This is a genomic window from Caballeronia sp. AZ7_KS35, from assembly GCF_023631045.1.
GTDB classification, from domain to species: Bacteria; Pseudomonadota; Gammaproteobacteria; order Burkholderiales; family Burkholderiaceae; genus Caballeronia; species Caballeronia zhejiangensis.
Genome location: NZ_JALQDV010000008.1, coordinates 54,938 through 78,639, shown reverse-complemented (window position 1 = coordinate 78,639; position 23,702 = coordinate 54,938). Strand labels below are relative to the sequence as shown.

The 23,702-nt window shown below is 65.4% G+C and carries 18 protein-coding genes; 7 read left to right on the top strand and 11 right to left on the bottom strand.

From position 1 onward, the window contains the following. Positions 1–19: 19 nt before the first annotated feature. The 5 genes from NCT05_RS09755 to NCT05_RS09735 all read right to left on the bottom strand — a co-directional run bounded on the left by NCT05_RS09755 (position 20) and on the right by NCT05_RS09735 (position 4,319). Complete coding sequence (locus NCT05_RS09755) at positions 20–820, bottom strand: cystine ABC transporter substrate-binding protein (RefSeq protein ID WP_008349288.1); 801 nt, start codon at positions 818–820, stop codon at positions 20–22. Between the two features lie 114 nt (positions 821–934). After that, positions 935–1,957 carry a quinone-dependent dihydroorotate dehydrogenase gene (locus NCT05_RS09750; protein WP_008349289.1) on the bottom strand — a complete coding sequence of 341 codons (1,023 nt, stop codon included), beginning with the start codon at positions 1,955–1,957 and terminating at the stop codon, positions 935–937. Between the two features lie 96 nt (positions 1,958–2,053). Continuing rightward, on the bottom strand, positions 2,054–2,881 hold the full coding sequence (locus tag NCT05_RS09745) for an arginyltransferase (protein WP_033536383.1): 828 nt from the start codon (positions 2,879–2,881) through the stop codon (positions 2,054–2,056). A 112-nt stretch (positions 2,882–2,993) separates the two neighbouring features. Continuing rightward, a complete protein-coding gene (gene aat / locus NCT05_RS09740) occupies positions 2,994–3,725 on the bottom strand; it encodes a leucyl/phenylalanyl-tRNA--protein transferase (RefSeq protein ID WP_008349292.1) in 732 nt (243 codons plus the stop codon). A gap of 48 nt (positions 3,726–3,773) precedes the next feature. Beyond that, positions 3,774–4,319, bottom strand: coding sequence for an NUDIX hydrolase (locus NCT05_RS09735; RefSeq protein ID WP_008349294.1), 546 nt, complete (start codon positions 4,317–4,319; stop codon positions 3,774–3,776). A gap of 243 nt (positions 4,320–4,562) precedes the next feature. Here NCT05_RS09735 and NCT05_RS09730 point away from each other — a divergent pair, with 243 nt between their 5' ends. Genes NCT05_RS09730 through moaE form a run of 3 tightly spaced genes read left to right on the top strand, consistent with a single transcriptional unit; the run spans position 4,563 to position 6,520 of the window. Then, positions 4,563–5,792 carry a molybdopterin molybdotransferase MoeA gene (locus tag NCT05_RS09730; protein WP_350030079.1) on the top strand — a complete coding sequence of 410 codons (1,230 nt, stop codon included), beginning with the start codon at positions 4,563–4,565 and terminating at the stop codon, positions 5,790–5,792. A 4-nt stretch (positions 5,793–5,796) separates the two neighbouring features. Next, positions 5,797–6,054, top strand: coding sequence for a molybdopterin converting factor subunit 1 (gene moaD, locus NCT05_RS09725; protein ID WP_034473180.1), 258 nt, complete (start codon positions 5,797–5,799; stop codon positions 6,052–6,054). A 1-nt stretch (position 6,055) separates the two neighbouring features. Then, entirely contained in the window at positions 6,056–6,520 is a 465-nt protein-coding gene (gene moaE / locus NCT05_RS09720) for a molybdopterin synthase catalytic subunit MoaE (protein ID WP_008349299.1), read from the top strand. A gap of 6 nt (positions 6,521–6,526) precedes the next feature. On the opposite strand, the gene NCT05_RS09715 is transcribed toward moaE, so the two are convergent. Then, complete coding sequence (locus NCT05_RS09715; protein WP_250434840.1) at positions 6,527–7,072, bottom strand: group III truncated hemoglobin; 546 nt, start codon at positions 7,070–7,072, stop codon at positions 6,527–6,529. A 290-nt stretch (positions 7,073–7,362) separates the two neighbouring features. Here NCT05_RS09715 and NCT05_RS09710 point away from each other — a divergent pair, with 290 nt between their 5' ends. The 4 genes from NCT05_RS09710 (at position 7,363) to NCT05_RS09695 (ending at position 12,508) form a co-directional block, all read left to right on the top strand. Continuing rightward, on the top strand, positions 7,363–7,872 hold the full coding sequence (locus NCT05_RS09710; protein WP_250439840.1) for an Rrf2 family transcriptional regulator: 510 nt from the start codon (positions 7,363–7,365) through the stop codon (positions 7,870–7,872). Positions 7,873–8,046: 174 nt separating this feature from the next. After that, positions 8,047–10,644 (top strand): ATP-dependent chaperone ClpB, encoded by a 2,598-nt coding sequence (gene clpB / locus NCT05_RS09705; protein ID WP_008349306.1) that lies wholly within the window; start codon positions 8,047–8,049, stop codon positions 10,642–10,644. 210 nt (positions 10,645–10,854) lie between these two features. Next, complete coding sequence (locus tag NCT05_RS09700; RefSeq protein WP_175982273.1) at positions 10,855–11,172, top strand: helix-turn-helix domain-containing protein; 318 nt, start codon at positions 10,855–10,857, stop codon at positions 11,170–11,172. Then, positions 11,162–12,508, top strand: a complete 1,347-nt coding sequence (locus tag NCT05_RS09695) for a HipA domain-containing protein (RefSeq protein ID WP_051996632.1) — start codon at positions 11,162–11,164, stop codon at positions 12,506–12,508. Before NCT05_RS09700 ends, NCT05_RS09695 begins: the two co-directional genes overlap by 11 nt. Positions 12,509–12,571: 63 nt before the next feature. Here the strand turns inward: NCT05_RS09695 and NCT05_RS09690 are convergent, their stop codons facing one another. The 5 genes from NCT05_RS09690 to NCT05_RS09670 form a co-directional block, all read right to left on the bottom strand. Then, the gene (locus tag NCT05_RS09690; RefSeq protein WP_008349311.1) at positions 12,572–13,033 is read right to left on the bottom strand and encodes a YidB family protein; all 462 of its coding nucleotides are present in this window, start codon (positions 13,031–13,033) and stop codon (positions 12,572–12,574) included. A 153-nt stretch (positions 13,034–13,186) separates the two neighbouring features. Then, positions 13,187–13,771 (bottom strand): ComEA family DNA-binding protein, encoded by a 585-nt coding sequence (locus NCT05_RS09685; protein WP_175982271.1) that lies wholly within the window; start codon positions 13,769–13,771, stop codon positions 13,187–13,189. Positions 13,772–13,977: 206 nt separating this feature from the next. After that, positions 13,978–16,191, bottom strand: a complete 2,214-nt coding sequence (pbpC, locus tag NCT05_RS09680) for a penicillin-binding protein 1C (protein ID WP_250502190.1) — start codon at positions 16,189–16,191, stop codon at positions 13,978–13,980. 4 nt (positions 16,192–16,195) lie between these two features. Beyond that, positions 16,196–22,213 carry an alpha-2-macroglobulin family protein gene (locus NCT05_RS09675; protein WP_250502189.1) on the bottom strand — a complete coding sequence of 2,006 codons (6,018 nt, stop codon included), beginning with the start codon at positions 22,211–22,213 and terminating at the stop codon, positions 16,196–16,198. A gap of 95 nt (positions 22,214–22,308) precedes the next feature. Next, entirely contained in the window at positions 22,309–23,670 is a 1,362-nt protein-coding gene (locus tag NCT05_RS09670; RefSeq protein WP_250434835.1) for an MATE family efflux transporter, read from the bottom strand. Between the last annotated feature and the right edge of the window lie 32 nt (positions 23,671–23,702).

The window sequence follows — 23,702 nt, the reverse complement described above, 5'->3', positions numbered from 1 at the left end:
ACGCCCGAAACGGCGCGTCTTATTTCGCCGGCTTCGTCACGTCGATGCCGAACCACTTGTCCGAAATCTTCGAGAACGTGCCATCGGCTTCGAGCTGGGTCATGGCGTCGTCGATCGCCTTGGCGAACTTCGGATTGCCCTTCTTGAACGGAATGCCGGACGGATTGCCCGCGCCGACATTCGCGCCGGTGCGCAGCGGCAATTGCGAATTCTTCAGCAAGTACGCGAGCATCAGGCGGTCGTTGAGCGCGGCGTCCAGACGCCCGGCGGCGAGATCACGCAGATACTCGGGCGCGCCCGGATACGTCTTCACGTCGATGCCCGGCACCGACTTCGCCATGTCCATATAGTTCGTGCCGAGGCCGACGCCGAGCTTCTTGCCCTTCAGTTCTTCGAGCGACTTGAACTCGCGCTTGTCGTCGCTGCGCTGGATCAGTTGCGCGTTCGAGTACGTGTAGGCGGGCGAGAAATCGAGCGTCTGCTTGCGCGCATCGGTGATACCGACCTGGTTGACGATCACGTCGAACTTGCCCGCCTGCAGGCCCGCGATGATGCCGCTCCATTCGGTCGTGACGAACTCGGGCTTCACGCCGAGCTTGGCCGCGACGGCCTTGGCGATATCGACGTCGAAGCCGACCAGTTCACCGTTCGGCGCTTTCGAGTTGAACGGCGGGAAGGTTCCTTCGAGACCGACGCGCAGCGTGCCGCGCTGCTTGACCTGATCGAGCAGATCTTCGGCGTGGGCGGCGGTCGTGACGGCCGTGAATGCCGCGCCGATCAGGCTGGCGGCGACGAGCTTCTTGAGCGTGGACAGTTTCATCGTGTTGTTTTCCTCTTGATGGGCACAGCGTCTTTTTTTCGATGCGGCGATCATAGTGAAAACGCAATCGCTGCGTAATATCGTTTGCTTATGTCTATATGCCGGATCGGGGCGTCACGCGAGCGCTTCGACGCACTCTTTCACGAGCGCGGGACCGCGATAGATCAGCCCCGTATAAATCTGCACCAGCGACGCGCCCGCCGCGAGCTTCGCGCGCGCGTCGTCGCCCGAGAAAATTCCGCCTACGCCGATGATCGGCACGTCGGTCCCGACCTCCGCGCGCAGCTTGCGGATGACCTCGTTCGACGCGTCGAAGACCGGACGCCCGGACAGGCCGCCCGCTTCGTCGCCGTGCTTCATGCCGGTCACGGCGGTGCGGGAAAGCGTGGTGTTGGTCGCGATCACGCCGTCGATCTTGTGAGCCAGCAACGTGCCCGCGATCGACTTGATCTGCTCGTCGTCGAGATCGGGTGCGATCTTCAGCGCGAGCGGCACGAGCTTGCCATGCAGATCGGACAGCCGCGCCTGCTTTTCCTTGAGCGCGCCGAGCAGCGAATCGAGTTCGCCCGCGCCCTGGAGCTGCCGCAGATTCTTCGTGTTCGGCGACGAAATGTTGATCGTCACATAGCTCGCGAACGGATAGACGCGCTCGAGGCAATACAGATAGTCCTCGGCGGCGCGTTCGATCGGCGTATCGGCGTTCTTGCCGATGTTCAGTCCCAGCACGCCGCGATAATGCGCGGCCTTGACGTTCGCGACGAACTGATCGACGCCGCGATTGTTGAAGCCCATCCGGTTGATGAGCGCGTTCGCCTCGGGCAGCCGGAAGATGCGCGGGCGCGGATTGCCCGGTTGCGCGCGCGGCGTCACGGTGCCCACTTCGATGAAGCCGAAGCCGAGCGCCGCGAGCCCGTCGATGCACGCGCCGTCTTTGTCGAGCCCCGCCGCGAGTCCGACCGGATTGCGGAACGTGATGCCCATGACGGTGCGGGGCGAATCGGGGCCGCGCTTGGCGAGCATGCCGGCGAGCCCGGTGCGGCCAGCCGCGCCGAGCATGCGCAGCGTCAGATGATGAGCGTCTTCCGCATCCATCTTGAAGAGATGCGAACGCGCGATCGGATAGAGGGAACTGAACACGAAATGAAAGCCGGCGACGGCGAATTTTTTTAAGACCGCTATTTTAGCCGTTTCGGACGGCGTGCCGGTCCGGGCGCGCGGGAGGGACTTCGGCGGCTATTTCGGCTGGCTCGGGCCGTTGATGCGCCCGGGCATCGGCAGCGCGCCCGCGGAGTGAGTGTTCGCGGGATCGAGCAGCGTCCAGCGGCCGTCGATCAGACCTTCCAGCGGCCGGAAATTGGCCTTGTACGCCATTTTTTCGCTTTCGCGGATCCAGTAGCCGAGGTAGACGTGCGGCAAGTCGAGACTCTTCGCCTGCTCGATCTGCCAGAGGATGTTGAAGGTGCCGTAGCTCGTCTTCGGCAGATCGGGTTCGAAGAACGTGTACACGGACGACAAGCCGTCGCCGAGTATGTCGATCATGCTGATCATGCGCAGTTCGCCGGGCTCGTCCGGATGTCCCGGATGCGCGGGTTCGCGAAACTCGACGAGCCGCGAATTGATCCGGCTTTGCAGCAGGAACTGCTCGTACTGATCGCGGCTGTCGCGGTCCATGCCGCCGCCCGCGTGACGCGCCGACTGATAGCGCATGTAAAGCGCGTAATGCTCTTCGTCGTAATGCAGCGGCGCGACGCTCGCGATCAGATTGCCGTGCAGCTTCCAGACGCGCCGCTGCGCCCGGTTCGGCACGAAGCGCGCGACCGGCACGCGCACCGGCACGCAGGCGCGGCAGCCGTCGCAATACGGTCGATACGTGAAGACGCCCGAGCGCCGGAAGCCGGCCTTGACGAGTTCGGTGTAGACGTCGGAGTTGATGAGATGGCTCGGCGTGGCCACCTGCGAGCGCGCAACACGCCCTTCCAGATAACTGCAAGGGTAGGGCGCTGTTGCATAGAATTGCAGCGCGGAAAGCGGTGACAGCGGCAGCTCGTTCGGATGTGTCACGTTGGCGGCTCTCGCAGGCGTCGTCTCGTCGTTGCCGGCCGGCGCGCGAGATCGTCTTCAGGCGCGCGGCGGCTGCATTGCATGTGTCGCTCGGGCATCACGCGTGTAGCGTTTAGCGTGCCAGCACGTCGAGAAGGACGGATTTGTCGAAGCGCCAGCCGATCGCCGGTTCCGCCGTCGCCCGTCTCAGATGCGCGACGAACGCGCGGCGCGCGATCTCGCGGCCGCCCAGCGACGCCAGATGCGACGTGTTCTGCTGGCAGTCTATCATCTCAATTTGATTGCGGCGCAAGTGTCCGACGAGCGCCGCAAGCGCGATTTTCGACGCGTCGGTCTTGTGCGCGAACATCGACTCGCCGAAGAACATGCGCCCGAACGACACGCCGTAGAGTCCGCCCACGCGCACGCCGTCGAACCACGTCTCGACGCTGTGCGCGTTGCCTGCGCGATGCAAGGTCGTGTAGGCATCCACGATATCCGACGTGATCCACGTTCCGCGCTGGCCGTCGCGTGGCGTGTCGGCGCAGGCGCGCATCACGGCGGGAAAATCGTCGTCGACGCGGATCTCCCAGACCGGATCGCGCACCACGCGCTTCAAGGTCTTGCGCAGCGAATCCGACACCTTGAACTCGGCCGGAAACAGCACCATGCGCGGATCGGGACTCCACCACAGCACGGGCTGGCCGTCGGAATACCACGGGAAGATGCCGCGCCCGTAAGCATCGATGAGCCGCGACGGCAGAAGATCGGCGCTCGCGGCGAGCAGGCCCGGCGCGCCGCTCGCCGCGCCGAGCGCGCGCTCGACGGGCGGGAAGGGATCGTCGTCGGCGAGCCAGGGAACCATGTTCTCGGGAGGGCGGCGTTCAGTGAGATTCGTCGGACAGCGGCGGAATCAGCCGTCGCGCAGCGTGCGGAAGATGTCGCCCGTATGCAGCGTGAAGTTGCCGGCGGCGCGATCGGCGAAGAAGAATCGCAGCGTCTGTCCGACCGTCGGAAAGGCGATCTCGTCCCACGGAATCTCGCTTTCCTCGAAGAGCTTCACTTCCAGACTCTCCTCGCCGGGATCGACTTCGATATCGAGCAGCCGCGCCAGATAGAACAGATGCACCTGATGCACGTGCGGCACGTTGAGCAGCGTGAAGAGACTCTGAATCTCCACGCGCGCGCCCGCTTCCTCGAGCGTCTCGCGCGCGGCGCCTTCGCTCGTCGTTTCCTGCATTTCCATGAAGCCCGCGGGCAGCGTCCAGTAGCCGTAACGCGGCTCGATCGCGCGACGGCACAGCAGCACCTTGTCGTCCCACACCGGCACGGTGCCCACGACATTGCGCGGATTCTGATAGTGAACGGTGCCGCAGTTGTTGCAGACGAAGCGCTCGCGGTTGTCGCCGGGCGGAATGGCGAGACCGACCTCGTGGCCGCAGAGGGAACAGAATTTCATGGAAATGGACGTGGGAAGTGTGCTGCGAGTGTATCACCGCACCGCCGCGGCTTTGAGGCGCGCGAATGGATTGCGGTATCGGTCGCGGCGCATGTCCGGCGTGCCCGAGGGCGAAGGTGCGACGCCTGCCTTCTCGCTACAATAGTTGACCGGAATTGCAATGTCCCTTTCACGATCAGGCCGCCGCGCGCGTCCCAACCGAACGCCATGTCATCCACGCCAGCCGCTTCAAGCCGTCCTCCGATGCTCGCCACCGCCGACGCGCTCGGCCGTCTGCTCGACGCCGCGCGTCAGGTCGACGCCCGCGAGCGCGTCGACACGCTCGATGCGCTGAACCGCGTGCTCGCCGCCGACGTGACCTCGCCGCTCGACGTCCCGCCGATGCACACCAGTGCGATGGATGGCTACGCGGTTCGCATCGCCGATCTCGCTGGTGCGGGCGAAGGCGCGCCGGTCACGTTGCGGGTGTCGCAGCGCATCCCGGCGGGGCACGCGGCCGAGCCGCTCGCGGCGGGTACGGCCGCGCGCATCTTCACCGGCGCGACGGTGCCGCCCGGCGCGGATGCCGTCGTCATGCAGGAAATGGCCCAAGCGTCGGACGACGGGCGCGTCGCGTTCGGGCAGGCGCCCACGGCGGGCGAGTGGATCACGCAACAAGGCGCGGATATCCGGCGCGGCTCGGTGATCCTGCCCGCGGGCACGCGCCTGACGCCGCAGGCGCTCGGGCTTGCGGCGTCGGTCGGATGTGCGCAGCTCGAGGTCGTGCGGCGCGTGCGCGTCGCGATCTTCTTCACCGGCGACGAACTGCGCATGCCGGGCGAGCCGCTCGAACCCGGCGCGATCTACAACTCGAACCGCTTCACGCTGCGCGCGCTGCTCGCGAAGCTCGGCTGCGAGGTGACGGATCTCGGCATCGTGCCGGACCGGCTCGACGCGACGCGCGAAACCTTGCGGCGCGCGGCGGCGGATCACGATCTCATCCTGACGTGCGGCGGCGTGTCGGTCGGCGAGGAAGATCACGTGAAGCCGGCGGTCGAGGCCGAAGGACGCATTTCGATGTGGCAGATCGCGATGAAGCCGGGCAAGCCGCTCGCGTTCGGCGCGGTGCGGCGCGGCGGCGCGGTTCGCGATGAGGCGTTTTTCATCGGCTTGCCGGGCAATCCGGTTTCGAGTTTCTGCACGTTCCTGCTGTTCGTGCGGCCGTTTCTGCTGCGGCTCGCGGGCGTGACGAACGTCGCGCCGCGCGTCTATTCGATGCGCGCCGACTTCAGCCAGAAAAAAGGCGATCGCCGCAACGAATTCCTGCGCGCGCGCGTGAACGCGTCGGGCGGCCTCGATCTCTTCGAGAATCAGAGCTCGGCCGTGCTGACATCGACCGTCTGGGGCGATGGTCTCATCGACAATCCGCCGAATCATGCGATCGGCGCGGGCGAGATCGTGCGCTTCATCCCATTTTCAGAACTGACGCGGTAGAGAAATGAAGATCGATTTGAGATTTTTTGCGAGCGTGCGCGAGGCGCTGGGCGTCGCGAACGAGACGGTCAGCGTGCCGGACACGGTGGTCAATGTCGGCGACGTGCGCGCGTGGCTGCGCATGCGCGGCGGCGTGTGGGAAGAGACGCTCGCGGAAGGCCGTGCATTGCGCATGGCCTGCAATCACGTGATGACGAGTCCGTCACAGCGCATCACCGAGGGTTGCGAAGTGGCGTTCTTTCCGCCTGTGACGGGTGGCTGAGATGAACACGCGTTCGAAAATCCGCGTGCAGGAAGCCGATTTCGACATCAGCGCGGAAGTGGCCGCGTTGCGCGCCGACAATCCGAAAGTGGGCGCGGTCGCGTGTTTCGTCGGCACGGTGCGCGATCTGAACGAAGGCAGCGCCGTCGAGACGATGGAACTCGAGCATTACCCCGGCATGACCGAAAAATCGCTCGAAACGATCGCCGATCAGGCGCGCGAGCGCTGGCGCGGCTCGGACGTGCTGATCGTGCATCGCGTGGGCAAACTCAAGCCGCTCGATCAGATCGTGCTCGTCGCGACGACGGCGATGCATCGCGCGGAGGCGTTCGAATCCTGCGCCTTCGTGATGGACTATCTCAAGACGCAGGCGCCGTTCTGGAAGAAGGAGAAGACCGAAGCGGGCGAACGCTGGGTCGACGCGCGCGAGTCCGACGATACGGCGCTCGCGCGCTGGCAGACCTGACCGGCGTCATTTTTCGTCGGCCGATTTGCCGATGAACTTCGCGGGAAACGGCGCGGCGTCGGGACGCTCGGGGAAGCGCGGCTCGGGCGCGCCGCCCGTGCGCTGCCGCTTCAGCGCCGCGAGGAGTTCCTGCTGCTCGACGGGAATCTCGTAGTCCCAGCCGAACTTGCTCAACTGCAAGCTCTGCGCGATGCGCAGCGCGGGTTCCATGAACTGCACGGCCGCAGCCGGCTCATAGCGCGACTCGACCGTGTTGAGAAACAGCGACAGCCAGCGCGCGAAGTGTTGCGGCTCGATATCGTCGATCGGGCGATGCGCTTCCTGCACGTTGCCGCGATATTGCTTCGATCCGAGCACGAGACTCGACCAGAAGGTGGTCATTTTGGCGAGATGCTCGTCCCAGCGGCCGGCGAGCGCGCGCGAAAAGATCGGCCCGAGGAGCGCATCGTCATCGACGCGCCGATAGAAGGCTTCGACCAGCGCGCGGACATTGGCTTCGCTGGGTGCGCGTTCGCGAGGGGCATCGGCGGAAAGGTGTTCGGTGTTCGTCATCTTTGAAACAGTGAAGGCGGATCAGATATTTTCCGGCGAAGAATGTAAAGATGCCGCAAAATGGCGCATCCATGCGGCCGATTCGTCGACGCGCGTCTCAAGCCGTACGAAAAGCACGCTTGTACGGATTCCGTGCATTTTGGTACGACGCGGGCGAGCGGTGCGCCGATGGTAAGTCAGCCACGTCCGCTCGTGTCATCGTCCCTCGTCTTGACGCGGACTCCTTGACGATACGCGCGTTTCGTCGAAATCCCGATGCGCTTTTGCATCCACTTTCTCCGCGCGAGATCATGCGACTCACCGATTACACCGATTATTCGCTGCGCGTCCTGCTCTATCTCTCGGTTCGACCTTCCGGCCTTTCGACGATTCAGGAAATCTCGGATGCATATGGCATTTCGAAGAACCATCTGATGAAAATCGTCCAGCAGCTTGGCGAACTCGGGTGGGTCGAGACCGTGCGCGGCCGCAACGGCGGACTGAGACTTTCATCGCGGACGAACGACCTCACGATCGGCGACATCGTGCGCAGAACCGAAAGCGATTTCGCGCTCGTGGGCTGCCTCGTGAATCAGCCGGCGGATCGGCAAGCCTCGTCGCACGCGCGCTGCGTCATTCAGCCGGCCTGCCGGTTGCGCGGCGTGCTGGCAGCCGCGCGCGACGCCTTTCTCGCCGAACTCGACAAGCACACGGTCGGCGAGCTCGCTCAACCCGCGAACGATCTGGCGGCTCTGCTCGGCATCGTCAGCATCGCGCCGATTGCGGTGGGTGCGCCCGGGGCGCTTCGCGCGCCTTCGTGATTCCAGCCGGCACGCGTTGAACGAAACCCGGACGCCGTAGGTCAATTCAGAGCCTGGGCGGTTGGCTGCCGCCATTGTCGAAGAGCAAAAAGAGCACTTTCCGGCCCAAACGATGCTTGAAAGTGACAAAAAGCGCCTCATTTTGGTCGTATTCAGAATCGGAGCTTTTAAAAAATGAGAATCGACAAACTCACCACCAAATTTCAGGAAGCGCTGTCCGACGCGCAGAGCCTCGCGGTCGGGCGCGACAACCAGTACATCGAACCGGTGCATTTGCTTGCCGCGCTCATCGCGCAGCAGGACGGCTCCGCGCGCTCGCTGCTGTCGCACGCGGGCGTGCAGGTTCAGGCGCTGCAAACGGCGCTCAACGAAGCGATCAACCGTCTGCCGCAAGTCCAGGGCACCGACGGCAATGTTCAAGTCAGCCGCGAACTCGCGGGCCTGCTCAACGCCGCCGACAAGGAAGCGCAGAAGCTCAACGACACGTACATCGCGAGCGAGATGTTCCTGATCGCCGTCGCGGATGACCGTGGCGAAGCCGGCCGTCTCGCGAAGCAGCACGGCCTGACGCGCCGTGCGCTCGAAGCCGCGATCAACGCCGTGCGCGGCGGCGCGCAGGTCAATAGCCAGGACGCGGAAAGCCAGCGCGAGGCGCTCAAGAAATACACCGTCGATCTGACCGAACGCGCCCGTGCGGGCAAGCTCGATCCGGTCATCGGCCGGGACGATGAAATTCGCCGCTCGATCCAGATTCTCCAGCGCCGCACGAAGAACAATCCGGTGCTGATCGGCGAGCCGGGCGTCGGCAAGACGGCGATCGTCGAAGGACTCGCGCAGCGCATCGTCAATGGCGAAGTGCCGGAAACGCTCAAGGGCAAGCGCGTGCTCTCGCTCGACATGGCCGCGCTGCTCGCGGGCGCGAAGTATCGCGGCGAGTTCGAGGAGCGCCTGAAGGCCGTGCTGCACGACATCGCGAAGGACGAAGGGCAAACCATCGTCTTCATCGACGAGATTCACACGATGGTCGGCGCGGGCAAGGCCGAAGGCGCGATGGACGCCGGCAACATGCTCAAGCCGGCGCTCTCGCGCGGCGAGCTGCATTGCATCGGCGCGACGACGCTCGACGAATACCGCAAGTACATCGAAAAGGACGCGGCGCTCGAGCGGCGTTTCCAGAAAGTGCTCGTCGATGAACCGTCGGTCGAGGCGACCATCGCGATTCTGCGCGGCTTGCAGGAAAAGTACGAACTGCATCACGGCGTCGAGATCACCGATCCGGCTATCGTCGCGGCGGCGGAGTTGTCGCATCGCTATATCACGGACCGCTTTTTGCCCGACAAGGCCATCGATCTGATCGACGAAGCCGCGTCGCGCATCAAGATGGAAATCGATTCGAAGCCCGAAGAGATGGACAAGCTGGATCGTCGTCTCATTCAGCTGAAAATCGAGCGCGAGGCCGTGAAGAAGGAGAAGGACGAGGCGTCGCAGAAGCGTCTGCAACTCATCGAAGAGGAAATCGACCGGCTCAATCGCGAGTATTCCGATCTCGAGGAAATCTGGACTGCCGAGAAAGCGGCGGTGCAGGGCAGCGCGCAACTGAAGGAAGAAATCGAGAAAGTGCGCGCGGATATCACGCGTCTGCAGCGCGAAGGCAAGCTGGAGAAGGTCGCCGAATTGCAATACGGCAAGCTGCCGGAACTCGAAGCGCGTCTGAAGCAGGTGACGCAGGCCGAATCGCAGGAGCAGAACAACCCGACGCGTCCGCGTCTTCTGCGCACGCAGGTCGGCGCCGAGGAAATCGCGGAAGTCGTGTCGCGTTCCACCGGCATTCCCGTTTCGCGGATGATGCAGGGCGAGCGCGAGAAGCTGCTGCAGATCGAAGCGAAGCTGCATGAGCGCGTGATCGGCCAGGACGAGGCGATCGGCGCGGTCGCGGACGCGATTCGCCGCTCGCGTGCGGGTCTGTCGGATCCGAATCGTCCGTATGGCTCGTTCCTGTTCCTCGGGCCGACGGGCGTCGGCAAGACGGAACTGTGCAAGGCGCTCGCGGCGTTCCTCTTCGATTCGGAAGATCATCTGATCCGCATCGACATGAGCGAGTTCATGGAGAAGCACAGCGTCGCGCGTCTGATCGGCGCGCCGCCGGGATACGTCGGTTATGAGGAAGGCGGCTATTTGACCGAGGCCGTGCGCCGCAAGCCGTACAGCGTGATTCTGCTCGATGAAATCGAGAAGGCGCATCCGGACGTGTTCAACGTGCTGCTGCAAGTGCTCGACGACGGGCGCATGACGGACGGTCAAGGCCGCACCGTGGACTTCAAGAACACGGTGATCGTGATGACGTCGAACCTCGGCTCGCAGGTCATTCAGGGCATGGTCGGCGAGCCGCAGGAAAGGGTGAAGGACGCCGTGTGGGAAGAAGTGAAGCTGCACTTCCGGCCGGAATTCCTGAACCGTATCGACGATGTCGTCGTGTTCCATGCGCTCGATCGCACGAACATCGAGTCCATCGCGAAGATTCAGTTGGCGCGTCTGCACGAGCGGCTCGCCAAGCTCGATATGGACCTCGACGTCTCGGATGCGGCGCTCGCGCAGATCGGCAAGGTCGGGTACGACCCGCTGTTCGGCGCGCGTCCGCTGAAGCGCGCGATCCAGCAGGAGATCGAGAATCCGGTCGCCAAGCTGATTCTCGCGGGCCGGTTCGGGCCGAAGGACGTCATTCCCGTCGATGTGCGGGAAGGCCAGTTCGTGTTCGATCGCGTGGTGCATTGAGGGCGGTTCGGTCGTCGCGGTAGCGCGGCGGCCGTCGGGCGAAAAAGGCAACGGAGCGATTCGTTGCCTTTTTTGTTTCTATAATCTGTGCGATCGCACGGATTCCCGCGCGGAGCACGTGCGATGAATGAAAATCCATTCGATTGCATGGATTATCGTGATCTCATACAATGATTCGGTTTTATCCCTGCGATCGCACGGATTCAAATCATGGAAATCGATATTCGAACGGCGAGCGAAATCGGCGTCGCAGTGCGTGCGGCGCGCAAAGCGCAACGGCTTCGCCAGGACGATGCGGCCGGCAGCATCGGCGTCAGCGAGAGCTTTCTCGGCAAGGTCGAGAAGGGCGCTGAGAGCGTGCATTGGGGCAAGCTGTTCCAAGTGCTCGAAGGCTTGGGCGTGCGCGTGACGGTCGATATCCCGGACGAAGCGGGCGAGCTTTTCGCGGGAGAGGCGGTCAAGCGTTACGCCCGCGTCGAGCGCGCCGAGAAACGTCGTCGCGCACGAGAGGACGCGGATGAGTCCTGAGACCATCGCGACGCTCGAAGGCCGCCGCAATCTGATCGCGAGCATCAACGACGTCGAAGTGGGTGTGCTCAACGCCGACGACGACATCTGGTCTTTCTCCTATCTGCCGGCGTGGCGCGACAGCGTGGACGGTTATCCGCTGAGTCCGGCGCTGCCGCTGCAACCGAACGCGTTGTGCGACGGCAGCACGCGCCGCTCGGTGCAGTGGTACTTCGACAACCTCCTTCCGGAAGAAGGCCAACGCACGCTGCTCGCGCGCGACGCGGCCATTCGCAACGAAGCCGATGCCTTCGCGCTGCTCGCGCACTACGGTGCCGAATCGGCGGGTTCGGTGACGCTGCGTCCACCCGGTGCAAGCGACGAGCAACCGCCCGCCGAGCGCTTGCTGCCCGACGAAGCGTTGCAGGCGCGGATCGACGCGTTGCCCCGCCTGCCGCTCACGCACGACGCACTCAAACGCATGTCGCTCGCCGGCGCGCAGCACAAGCTGGCGGTGGTGTTGCGCGACGACGCGTTGTTCGAGCCGGCAGGCCGCACACCGTCGACGCATATCCTCAAGCCGAATCATCAGGACACCGATGACTATCCGCACTCGGTCATCAACGAATGGTTCGTGATGAAGCTCGCCGACAAGCTGCGCCTCGGCGTTCCGGGCGTGCATCGGCGCTACGTGCCTTCTCCCGTGTATCTCGTGGATCGCTTCGACCGCGAGTCGCGGGCGGGACAATGGCGCCGGCTGCATAGCATCGACGCTTGCCAGTTGCTCGACCTCGCGCGTACGTTCAAGTACGAGCAGGGCAGCGTCGAGCAACTCGCGACACTGGCCGCGCGTTGCCGGAATCAGGCGTCCGCACGCACGCGGCTCTTTTCGTGGCTCGTGTTCAATGTGCTGGTGGGCAATTCGGACGCGCATCTGAAAAACCTGAGTTTCCTCGTCTCGCGCCAAGGTATTCAGCTTGCGCCGTTCTACGACCTGCTGAGCGTAGCCGCATACGCGACGCCGTCGTATCAAAAGGACGCATGGCCGAAGCGGGCATCGTTCGCGTGGGACATCCTCGGCGCGCGCTACTACGACGACTTCGATCGCGCGTTGATGCTGCGGGCGGGCGAAGTGCTCGGTATCGCCAGGACGACGGCCGAACGGCTGCTGGATGCGCTCGCAGGTTCGATCGTGCGCGCGGCCGCCGATCTGTACGCGCGCGTCGAAGAGAAAAACGCGGCGTTGCTCGCCGAGCGGCCGGGACTCGCTGCGACGCTCGGCGGCGAGCTGATGTGTCTGCGTGTGATCCGCTACACGATCATCGAGGACATGACACGCAAGCTTGCAGCCGCCTGAAACACAAAAGCCCCGCTCGGTTCAACGCCGGCGGGGCTTTCGATTCAATGCGTGAAAGCGCGTTCAGCCTTGCTTGGGCTCTTCGCTCTTGCCGAAAAGACCTGCGAGGCCGCCAAGCGAGCCCAGAACGCCGGTCAGATCGAGCTGGCCTTCGGGCGGCACCTCACCGTTCGGCGTTGCGCGATCGACGATATGCGGCAGCACCGCCGCGAGCATGCCGGACAGTTGGTCGCCCGAGACGCCTGCTTTCTGCGCGAGCGCGCCGACGTTGTCCTGCCCGAGCACGTTCGTGAGCGTGTCCGGGCTGATGGGCTTGTTCTCGCCCGTGCCGATCCACGACTGGACCACGTCGCCCGCGCCGTGTTGCTGGAAGCGCTGGATCAGGCCCATGAGGCCGCCGGGCTGGCTGTTGACGAAAGCGAGCGCCGCTGCGATCAGCGCGGCCTGGCCGGACTGAGCCGGTTGGCCGCCCGGTTGTTGCGACGAATTGCCGAGGGTGGAGGCGAGGATATCGAGTAGGCTCATGACGGTCTCACTACGAGAGGTTGCGGGGTGGATTCGCCTGTGCCGCCGCATTCGGCTCGGAACCGGTCGCGGCGGCGCGGGCATCGGCCGCGAGCGGCCGTTCGACGATGGTCATACGAAGGCAAGTTTCCTTCGACAAGGTTCCCCGAAGAATCACTGACTGGCAGCCGCGGCGCTGGCGGCCTTATCTTTCTTGCTGCGTTTCGATTTTGCGGGCTTCGCTTCGCTCGCGGCGGAAGGGCTCGACGCACTCGCTGCTGCCGACGCTGCGCTGTCCTTTTTCGATTTTTTCGACGCCTTCGTTCCCGATGCTGGCGCGGCAGGCGTCGTGGCCGGCGTCTGCGCCGTCGTGGCTGCGGGCGAGGTCGCGCCGGTGGCCGCGGTCGACGATTTGACCGTCGAGTTCGGCGCGGCGCTGCCGCCTTGCGTCGACGGCGTCGCGGGCTTCGACGGTTTGCCTGTCGGCGGCAGCGACGAGCCGCCGATCGTCAGCCCATTCTGTTCCAGATTCGTCACGGATTTGGCGCCGAGACCCTTGACGCGAGTCGCGAGATCGTCGGCGTCCTTGAAGGGGCCGTTCTTCGTGCGCTCGTCGATGATCGCCTTCGACTTCACCGGCCCCAGACCCTTCACCGATTCCAGCGCGGCTTGATCGGCGGTATTGACATCGACCGCGGCGAACGCCGCTCCCATCGACAGCACGAACGCAAAGCACAGCATCAGCAGCTTTTTCAGCATGACGGCACTCCAGGCTTGAGAGAAAGGATGAATCGATAAGTTCGGGCCAATCGGGAAGATGCCGTTAAGGATAGGGCAAAAAACCCTCCCGAACGATGGCGCCCGCATTGTGCACGACCCCGCCGCGCGCACCGCGCCCGCGCACAATCTTTAACGTTGCAAAACGCTGCACGGATGACGTCGCTGTTTTAGCGGGCGTGCGCGCATCACTTCGATGTGCGCGCGGACGTCTTCGCGAAAGCGCCGCGGACCTCGAAGCCGACTTTATCGACGACTTCGCCTTTTGCATCGACCAGTTCGAGCACATGTCGGCCCGGCCACGGCAGCCATGCCGCTCGGGCGTCGTGACCGTAGGGTTTGCCGTCGAGCCGCCACGCGAGGCGCGCGCTGCCGTCCACGCGGGTGAACCACACGCGCTGACGCGCCGGCGGAATGTCAGGGTCGAGCGCGAAGATCGTGCCGTCCGTCGGTGCGCCGATGCGTGCGGCCCGCGCGTCGGCGTTCGCGCCGCGTGCCGCCTGCGCCGCGTTCGCCGTGAGACCGATGGCGCTCATCTGCGTGCCGCGCACGAACCACTCGCTGCGCGCCGGTTCGATGTCGTTCTGATACGTGACGCGCGTCGTCACGACGCCCGATGGCGCTTGCGGCGCGCGGCTATCCGATCGCCGGTTCAGATAGTTGACGATCGCGTTCCACGCCGGCGCCGCGCCCGTCACGCCGGAAACGTCCCACATCGGCGCGCCGTCGGCATTGCCGACCCAGACGCCCACGGTGTAGCGCGATGTGAAACCGATCGCCCAGTTGTCGCGCATGTCCTTGCTGGTGCCGGTTTTCACGGCGCTGAAGGTGCGCGTGGCGAGCACGCTGTCGAAGCCGAACGTGCGCGTGCGTGCGTTGTTGTCCGCGAGGATGTCGGTGACGATGAAGCTCGCTTCCGGGCTGAAGACGCGCGTGCCCGCCTGCGCCGGCCGATGGTCCGCGAGATCGAAGAAGGGCTGTGCGACGCCGCCGTTCGCGAACGTGCGATACGCGTTGGCGAGCGTCGCCAGCGTCACGTCCGCGCTGCCGAGCGCGAGGGAAAAGCCATAGTAATCGCCAGCTTGCGACAAAGGCAGCCCGAGCGCGACGAGCGTCTTCGCGAAGCGATGCGGCGTGACCATCACGAGCGTACGCACCGCCGGCACGTTGAGCGACGAGCCGAGCGCGGTTCGCACGCTTACCCAGCCCTTGAAGTCGTGATCGTAGTTTTGCGGAATGTAGAGGCCGCCGCCGGTCGCGAGATCGAGCGGCGCGTCGTCGAGCAGCGTGGCGGCGGTGACGCGCTTTTCGTCGATCGCCTGCGCATACAGAAAGGGCTTGAGCGTCGAGCCGGCCTGACGTGCCGAGAGCACGGCGTCGACTTCCGGCGCGTTCGACAGGCCGCCCGCCGAGCCGACCCACGCGAGCACGTCGCCCGAACGATTGTCGATCACGATGGCCGCCGCGTCGTGCACATTGCGCGGATGCGCGCGCGCGTTCAGTTCGGCGAGCGTGCGGGCGAGCGTATCGCGGGCGAAGCGTTGCAGGCGCGCGTCGAGCGTGGAGCGCACGCGCGCGCCAGCCATCGGATGCACTTCGCCCGCGATGCGTCGCGCGAGATGCGGCGCGAGCGCGTCGTCGCCCTGAGCGAAGGCGGGCGCGGACGCGGTGCGGGTCAACGTGAGCTGCACGTAGCTGTCGAGATTGATGCACGGATCGACGCTCTGCGCGACGCCGTGCAGCGTCTGCATGTCGCGCAGAATCACGCACGCGCGCGCGGCGACCTTCGCAAAGGGCGCGTTCGGCGCGCGCACCAGCGCGGCGGCGAGCGCCGACTCGCGTTCGTCGAGACCGGAAGGGGCCTTGCCGAACAGCGTCTGCGATAGCGCCGACAACCCGACGATCTCGCCGCGAAACGGCACGAGATTCAGATACGCCTCGAGAATCTGATCCTTGCGCCAGGTGCGTTCGAGCCACAGCGCGCCGATTGTCTGCCCGGCCTTTTCGCCGATCGAACGGCGGCCGGCGCGCTTGCCGTCATCGTCGATGAGACCGGTGAGCTGCATCGTCACCGTCGATGCACCGCGCGTACGCGTGTTCCACAAATTGCCCCACGCGGCTGCCGCGGCGCCGCGCCAGTCGACGCCCGCGTGCTCGTAGAAACGCCTGTCCTCCGATACGACGATCGCTTCGCGCAAGGCGGGCGACACGTCGGACAACGCGATCCAGTCGCCGCGCCGCGCGCTCTTGTCGACGCGCGTGCGCGCGAGCGGCTCGCCGTCGCGCGAGAGCAGCACCCAGTCGGAGCTGCGCCAGTTCGCGCGCACTTCGTCGAAGCCCGGCTGCGCCTGCGCCGGCATCGATAGCGCGCATGCGATCAGAAGGCAGGCGGCGCGTTTCATCGGATCACTTCGCGGCGAGCGGCTTGACGACCACCGGCGCATTCGGCAGCGCGCCGAACGCCGACGGCGCGTAGAGCGCTTCGACGCGCGTCGGCGGCAGGCCGAACGTGCCCGGATTGTTCAGGCGCATCGTGTATTCGACGCTCAGCTTGCCCTTCGGCAGATAGTCGTAATACGCGCGATAACCATCGAAGCTACGCTCGACGAACGCGGGCCACGCGCCGTCATCCCGCTTCTCGCCTTCGGTCGCCGCAGCGGAATCGCGTCCGAGACCGGAGCCGAGGATCGTCGCGCCCGCGGGAATCGGATCGTTGACGACGACCCACGTCATGTCGCTTTGCGCGTCGATGTCGAGATGCACGCGGACGATATCGCCGCGCGACAGCACGCCTTTCACGGCGGGATCGATCGGCGTGACGGTTTTCGCGATGCGATAGCCCGCCGCGAACGGCGCCTTCAACGCGACAGCCGCGAGACTTTCGATCGTCGCCCACGGCTTGCCCGTGCCGTCCTGCGAGAGCGTGAGCGAACCGCTGCTCCACGGCAGCATCACGCTGCGCGCGTTCGCGTTCTTCGTCGCGGGCGTGGCCGAGGCGGGCGCGGGCGTGGACATGACAGCGGCGCTCCAACTCACGCTTTGCGCCGATGCGCCCAGCTGGATCGACGCGTGACCCGTCACCGGCGTGCTCTCGAAGAGTTGCGAGAATCGGCCGACGGCGAGCGCGCCCCACAGATTGGCGGTCGTCGTTTGCCACGCGCCGTGCTTCTGCAACGCGAGCAGGCCCGCGACGACGCGCGGCATTTCGTCCTTCCAGCCGGGCGCATCCGCGAAGATGAGCGCGGTGCGCGCGGCGTTGGTTTCCATGCCGGTCATGAGCCACCAGAGATCGTCGTCGCGCTCGGTCGAGAACGTGAGTCGCGTGCCCTGATACGTCAGACGCGCGCGAATGATCTGCTCCGCCTGCGCACGCTTCTCGTCGCGATTCGGAATGCCGTCGACGCGCGACAGGATTGCGTAGTAGTCCAGCACCGCGGATGTCGGCCACTGATCCGGCGCGACCGTGATCGAGCCGAGCATGCGCGGCTGTGCAAGGCCATAGCGCGAGAGCGCTTCGATCGCGGCGAGCTTCCTATCGTCGAGATCGTTGCGCGGCGCCCAGAACTTGCGCTCGAGCTTGCCGTCGACGAAATTCGCGAGGCCCGCCGCCATCTGATTGCGCAGATCGTCGGGCAGCGCGAAACGGCGATCCTGCTTCGCGGCTTCATCGGTGACGGCGAGCAGATAGGCCGTGAGGGCGGGGCTGCCGGTCGGGCGCTCGTCGTCGGCGGGCGGGAAGTAGTTCGCGAGGCCGTCGCGATCGAGATACGACGGCATCCGCGCGAGCACGCCTTGCCAAAGCGCTGCGTCCATCAGGCCGAGCGCGCGCGAAGTCTGCTGTTCGAGGCAACTGTACGGATAGCGCTCGAACCAGCGACGCACGCCGGGCAGTCCTTCGGCGAGCTTCGATTGCAACGACACCGCGATGCCGCCGCGCACGGCGCCGTCGCTCGACTTGATTGCATCGGCGGGCGGCGCGACGGGCAGCGTGAGCGTGCCGTCGACTTGCGCGAGGGTCGCCTGCTGGACATTGACGGGAATCGCCGCGACGACTTTCTGCGTCAGTTTGACGGCATCGCTCGCCCTGGGTCCGGCCTGTTCGGACGCGGTCACGTTCCATTCCAACGCTGCGGATGAATTCGCGCCGAGCACATCGGGCGTCGTGACCTCCCACGCGACTTCCTGCGACGATTCCGGCGCAAGCTCGACCGTGCGCGCATCGAGCGCCAGCGCGCCGGCATGCGGCGTGATGAAGACGCGCATCGTCCGCGCGGTCGTGTTGCGCAGCGTGAACTGCGCGCGGAACGAATCGCCGACACGCACGAGCGGCGGCAATCCCGATATCAGTTGCAAGTCCTGCGTGCTCTGAATCGATGCGCTGCCGGTGCCGAACTGTCCCGCGCCGACCGCCGCCACCGCGACGATGCGAAAGCGCGTGAGCGCGTCGTTCAGCGGAACGTCGATGGTCGCTTCGCCTTTGGCATCGAGCGTGACGCGCGGATTCCACAGCAGCAGCGTGTCGAACAGTTCGCGCGTCGCGCTGTGTCCGCCGCCGCCGCCCGCAGGCACCGCCTTGCGCCCGAAGTGCCGCCGCCCGACGATCTCCATCTGCGCGGTCGCCGTCTGGACGCCGTACGCGCGCCGTTCGAGCATCGCGTCGAGCACGTCCCAGCTTCGATTCGGCATCAGTTCGAGCAAGGCTTCATCGACGGCCGCGACGGCGATCTGCGTGCCCGCGGGCGCGGGCTTGCCATCGGGCAGCGCGACTTTCACCTTGACGTGCGCCTTGCCTCGCACGGTGTACGACTTCGCATCCGGGCTCACGCTGACCGCGAGCCTGTGCGCCGCCGTGCCGACCTTGATCGACGCCAGCCCGTAGCGGAACGCGGGCTTGCTCAAATCGACGAGCGGCGTCGGCGCCTGATACTGACGGCCTTCGTACCAGAACGCGCGCGCCCATTCGACCGGCGCCTTCCATCCCCAAGTGAAGAAGGAATACCACGGCACTTCGCGGATGCGTCCGCGCAACGCGAGCACCGACACGTACACGTTCGGCGCCCACGACGCTTCGATTTTCAGCTCGACGCTCGGATCGGTGCCGTTCAGTTCGACGACGCGCGTCTCGACGATGCCCTCGCGCTCGACGGCGACGAGCGCCGTCGCGGACCGGAACGGCATGCGGACCTGGAAGCGCGCGGTTTCGCCGGGCTCGTAACTCGTCTTTTCCGGCAGCACGTCGATGCGGTCGGTGTTCTCGCCGCCGAACCACAGCTCGTCCGCGCGCGTGACCCACACGGACGTACTCGCGTTGGCCGCGCGGCCGTCGCCGTCTTTCGCGATCGCGATGACATCGACGTTGCCGGCATCCTTCAGCTTCGCATCGCACGAGACGATGCCGTGATCGTCGCTCTTGCCGCTGCACAGCGTGCCGAGATCCTTGATCTCCGTGTGGTTGTCGTAAGCGTAGAAGCCGCCGACCATGCGCTTTCTCGAGCTCGACATCACGCGAGCGACGGCCTTGATCTCCACCGACACGCCCGCGCGCGGCTTGCCCTGCAGATCTAGCGCGATCGCCTGCACCGGCAGCGCGCCGCCGACCGATACCCAATGTCCCGCTTTCACGCCGACCGCGACGTCGGCGGGCCACAGCGTCGTGCCGCCGCTGATCGTCTGAATCTCGCCGTTCGGATCGGCGAAGCTCGCTTCGAGCGTGAGACGCTTCGGCGATTCGAGCGCCGGCAGCGGCTTGATCGTGACCTTGCCGGCGCCTTCGCGATCGAGCGTGACGCGCAGCTTGTCGGCGACGAGCTTCGTCGTCGCGTGGTCTTCCTGCTCGCTGTCTTCGTCTTCGGCGGGCGCGCTCGCGCCGTCGTCCGTCGGCTTGCGGTAAGGCGCGAAAGTGAACGCTTCGTATTGCGAAGCGAAGGGCGGCGCGGCATCGCGCACGAGCGCGGAAACCTGCACCGGCAGATTCGATGCCGGTCCGCCCTGCACGTATTCGAGCCGCACCGCGACCGGCGCTTCCTGCGCCGCGACGAGACCGGACGCTTTGGCCTCGCCGGCCGTGATCGAGCCTTTGAACACCGGCAGGCGGAATTCCTCCACGCGGAAGCTGCCGGATTCGTACGACTGCGTCACCGGGTTGTCGTTGTCGTTGTCGTTGCCGCTATCGTCGTCGGATGAAGCTGTGCCGTTGTCGAGCGACACGCTGTATTCGCCGAGCTTCGCGGCGGCGGGCACGGCGAAGGTCGAATCGGCGCTGTGATCGGCGGCCCATTTGAGCGGCAAATGCCACGTCTGTCCGCTGCCGACGTGCCGGATCGTCACGCGCGTTGGATAGCTCTTCGGAAACGCGAAGCCGCCGAGCGTTTGCACGCGCAGCAGGTGCTTCATGGATACGGTTTCGCCCGCGCGCAGCAGCGTGCGGTCGAACACCGTATGCGCGCGCGTCGTGCGCGCCGCGCTCATGTCGGTCGGCACGTTGAAGCGCCACGATTCGATGCCGCGATCCCAGTCCGATGTCACGAACGCCATGTCCGGACCGCTCACGGGATCGTTCACGCGCGCGGACACGAAAAAGCCGCCCCACGCGAGACTGCGCTCGTTGCATCGGCGCACGGACGCGAGCGGCTTGCCGATTTTCGCGATGCCTTGCGCATCGGTTTTCGCGGTGGCGATTTCATCGCCGTTGCAGTCGGTGACGCGCACGTCGGCGTTCGCGACGGGCTTGCCCTTGTCGAGCGTCGTGACCCAGACGACGCTGTTCTCGCGTCCCTCTTTGAAATGCACGCCGAGATTGGTGACGAGCACCGACGTTCGCACGTACATCGCCTGATTCTTGTCGAGCAGCGATGCGCCGAGCGCCGGCGAACTCAGTTCGACGACATAGAAGCCCGGCTTTGTCAGCGGAATGCCGACGACTTCGAACGGACGCAGCGCTTTCGGATCGGCGGCGGGCAAGGCGAGGGTTTCGACGCCGCGCTGTTTCGCGAGCATCGACAGCGAACGAATGTCGATTTGCGGATCGTTCGACACCGAGCCGTCGCTGTTCGGGATGATGACCGGCTCGATACCGTTGTTCAGCATCGCGGGCATGAGCTTTTCGATGGACGAGCGCGACATCGAGACGCCGTCGAACATGTCGACGGCGCGCATCCACTCGCGGATGTCCGTGTCGGCGTCGAGCTTGAGCTTCGTGATCTGCGACGTGCCCGAATGGAGCCCTTGCACATGCAGGTCCGCTTCGACATGACGCAGCGTGACCGGCAGCATCGCGGGCATGCCGGGTTCCGCGAATCGCTCGATGATGCCGAACGTGCCCGACGAGAATTTCGCGAGCGGCGGCATCGCGGCGGTCGCGGTCTTGAGCGGGAAAAGGTCGGCGTTGGCGAGCGTGCGGCCGCTCACGTCTTTCAGATTCGCGGGCGCCTCGATGGTGAGACTGGCGCGCTCGGGCAGCGGCGCGGCGAACTCGATGCCGCTGACTTCCGCATCTTTATCGCTAGGATCGAAGTGAGGCGCGGCGCTTCCTTTCGGACCGCGCAGTGCGAACTTCTGCGCATCGGCGCGGCTGATCGGCGCGGAGAACGTGAGGCGCATCGGCCGCAGCGGCGTGCACGGTGCGTTGGCGTTTTCGCGCTCGCAGGAGAAACCGGCGGTGAAGGGCTTGCGCACGTCGAAGTTGAAGCGCTTCTCGACGTCATTGGCGATGCCGCTCGGTCCCGTCACGCCCGTGCCGTACACGAGCTGCATTTTCGTCGCGGACGGCAACGTTTGCTGGCACGCGAGCGTCAGTACGCGATCGCTCTCTTTCTCCAGGCGGAAGTGTTTGAGCAGCGCGGCGCGCGTGGCGTCGTCGACGGCGCGGACCGGAATGCGATTGCCGAGCGCGCTCGATTCGCACCAGACATGCTGCAGCACGGACGCCTGCGTCGCCGGGCCGTTCAGACGCAGCACGAAGGCCTGATTTTCTTCGATGTCGCCGTAGCCCGGCATGATGCGTGTGACGAACGGTCCGCCCGTCTGGAACGCGAAGTGGCGCGGGCCGGAAAGCGCGTTGCCGGCCGTGGATTTGAGGGTGTCCGAGAGATCGAGCGCGCAGCGCACGCCGGGCGGCAGATCGTGCTCGAAGTCGAAGGCCCAGGTCTTGGCGTCGATCCAGCGGCCCGAGCCCGCGGTAGCCGATGCGCCCGCGCCGCTACAGGCGATCTTGCCGGGCGCGGCGGCGGCCGCATTGCCGAAGGCGATCATCGGTTCGTCGAACTTGGCGACGACCTGCCGCACTTGCGCGACCTTGCCTTGCGGCGACACGCTCGTGATGCGCGCGGCATCGGCCCGATGAAGCGCGGCGCTTGATCCCAACGCGGCGATCAGCGTGGTTGCGGCCAGAATCCATTTTTTTTGTGACGTTGTTATGCGGCTCATCCACTCGCTCCGAGTTTTCCTCGACGCGAAATTCTACTGGAGCCTTACGTCGATCTTTCGTCGGCTGCGCTCGGGCGACGCTTTTTAACGGAAGATCAATCTGCGTTCACGTTCGGCAGATGCCGCGAACTCACGCGCCGCCAATACACGAACAAGCCGACGCCCGCGACGCCGAGGCTCGCCGAATTCGCGATCCAGAAGCCGCGCGCGCCCTGCAGCCATTCGGGCACGCCGCCGCCGACATCGAAGCCGAGCAGATAACCGCCGCCAAGCCCGATGCCCCATAGCGCGATCGCGTAGATCACGGTCGGCACGAGCGTCACCTTGTATGCGCGCAGGATGAACGCGGTGGTGATCTGCAGCGCATCGCAGAAGTGATAGAAGAAGATGATGAGCACGAGCGGCATCGCGGCCGCGATCACGTTCGCATCGGGTGTGTAGGCAGCGATTACGAGCGGACGCGCCGCGAGCAGGAGCACGCCGTACACGAGCGCGAGCACGCACGCCATGCCGATGCCGTGACGCGAGATCGAGCGGGCGTCGTCGTAGCGTTGCGCGCCGAGCGCCTGCGACACGAGCGTCGACGACGCGATGCCGATCGCGAGCGGCGTCATGTACAGCACCGCGCCGAGATTGCCCGCGATCTGATGACCGGCGAGCGTCGTCGTGCCGAAGCGCGAGATAAAGAGCGCCATGAACGTGTACGACGTGACTTCGATCAGATACGAGAGGCCCATCGGAATGCCGAGCCGCAGAAGCGCGAGCTGACGCCGCCAGACCGGCCAGCAGAAGTGCGAGAAGATGGCGAACGGGCGGAAGAACTCGACCTTGAGGAGCACCGTCATGCCGACCGCCGCCAGCACCCAGTTGATGAGCGTGCTCGCGAGCGCGCAACCCGGACCGCCCAGCGCCGGCACGCCGAATCCGCCGAAGATGAACCACGTGTTGAGTGGAAACTTGAGCAGCAGGCCGCCGACCTGCAGGAACATCACGAGGCGCGGCTTGCCGACGGCGTTCGTGAGCGAGCTGTAGACGCGAAACGCGAGGCTCGCGGGCAGGCCGAACGACAGAATGCGCAGATAGTCGACGGTGCGGTCGTGCAGCGCGGGCGGCGTCTTGGCGAGCGACAGAAGCGGCTCGGGATGGAACAGCAGCACGAAGCCGATCACGGCGAGCGCGGCGGCGAGCCAGAACGCCTGACGCGTCTCTTCGCCGATTTCGCTTTCGCGGCCCGCGCCGAAGAGCTGGCCGGCAATCGGCTGCAGTGCGACGAGAATGCCCGTCAGGCCGATATACACCGAGATATAGACGGAACCGCCGAGACCGAGCGCGGCGAGATCGGTGGCGGAGAAGCGGCCGACCATCGCGGTGTCGATCACGCCGAACGCGATCACCGCGAGCTGGCCGATCAGCACCGGCCAGGCGAGCGCGGCGATCTTGCGCACATCGCTCAGCATGCCGGTCGTACTCGCGGAAGTCGGTATCGCGC